Genomic DNA, 1,433 nt, shown 5'->3' on the forward strand with positions numbered 1-1,433 from the left:
CCTAGTAGTACTTTGTTAGGTTGGGGGTGCGTGTTGGCAGTAGGGGCAGCGGCTGAGTAGCTGGACGAGGTGTTCCTGGAGTTCCTTGAGGACCTTGTACAGGCTCAGGCTGCCCCTGCCGATTTTGGGGTGGCGAGGCGTTTCCTGGTGATGAAGAGGTGGGCCGCTGACACGAGGGTGACGTGGTGGTGGAAGCCTGGGAAGGACCGTCCCTCGAAGTGGGAGAGGCCGAGGCCGGTTTTCAGTTCGCGGTAGTCGTGTTCGATTCTCCAGCGGATTTTCGCGAGCCTGACCAGTGTTTTCAGTGCCGTGTCCGCGGGCAGGTCGGAGAGCCAGTAGTCGGTGGGTTCGGTGGCACCGGGCGGCCATTCGGCGATGAGCCAGGCCTCGGGCAACGAGCCGTCCTCGGCAGGGGTGATGTGTCGGCTGGCAGGCCTGACGCGCAGGGCAAGGAACCGTGACTTCATGGCCGCGGTCTTGTTGGCGCCGGTGCTCTTGGTGCCATGCCGCCACGTGGCCTGGCGCAGTTCGCGCCTTCCGGCGGCGACGGCCAGTTCGGCCAGACTCGAGGGCGTGTCCCGGTACCGGGGCACGGACGGCCTTCCCCGGGGGCCGGTGCGTTCGGCGAGTTCGGGAACGGAATTGGCCGGGTATGCGCTGGTGGATGCCTTGACAGCCATCACCCACGGAATGGACCGCCGGGTCAGCTCGAGCCGGAACAACGCGTTGTCCCCGTACCCGGCATCGGCGACCGCGACCGGGCACGTGCGCCCCCAATGGGCGAGTTCATCGATCATCTCCAGCGCGAGCTCCCACTTGGGCCGGTGGCGCACGTACTCGGGGATCCTGGCCTTGGCCCGGCGGGCGGTGACCGCTTGGGCGTGCTCGTTGGTGTCCGCATAGGTCTCGTCCCAGGCCTCGGGCACGTACAGGCGCCAGTTCACGGGTGCCGAGGCCCGGTCTGTGACCATGTGCACGGTGGCGGCAACCTGGCAGTTGCCGATCTTGCCCAGCGTGCCCGAGTACTGGCGCACCACGCACGCCGAGGCCGTCCCGTCCTTCTTGAAGCCGGTGTCGTCGATTACCCACGCCTCCGGTGCGATGGCCTCCTCGGCCAGGGCGGCCAGGCGGCGGCGGACCGGTTCCACCCTCCACGGCGAGGACGTCACGAACTGCTGCAGTTGCTGGTGGTCCACGTCCAGGCGTTCGGCCATCGGCTGCATCGACTTGCGCCGCCCCTCCAGCATCAGGCCCTGCAGGTACAGCCGGCCCTTCGCCCGCTGGTCCTTACGTCCCAACGAGGCGAAGACCTCCCCGACGTAATTCTCCAGCTCGACCCGCAGCCCAGTCTCTTCCATTCCCACGCAACGAAATTAACAGGTCAGGCCCGCGATTAAAAGCCCCTCGCCGAAAACCTAACAAAGTACTACTAG

The 1,433-nt window shown here is 66.3% G+C and carries 1 protein-coding gene; it reads right to left on the reverse strand.

The window, feature by feature from the left end:
- Window positions 1–104: 104 nt before the first annotated feature.
- Window positions 105–1,358, reverse strand: a complete 1,254-nt coding sequence (locus NFC73_RS20660) for an IS701 family transposase (RefSeq protein WP_254753350.1) — start codon at window positions 1,356–1,358, stop codon at window positions 105–107.
- Window positions 1,359–1,433: the final 75 nt, after the last annotated feature.

The sequence above is a fragment of the Pseudarthrobacter humi genome (genome assembly GCF_024294965.1).
In the GTDB taxonomy this organism is placed as follows: Bacteria; Actinomycetota; Actinomycetes; order Actinomycetales; family Micrococcaceae; genus Arthrobacter; species Arthrobacter humi.

What these genes read in the sequence shown, in the direction of transcription:
- NFC73_RS20660 (WP_254753350.1), bottom strand. Translation starts at nt 1,358, where the DNA reads ATGGAAGAGACTGGGCTGCGGGTCGAGCTGGAGAATTACGTCGGGGAG.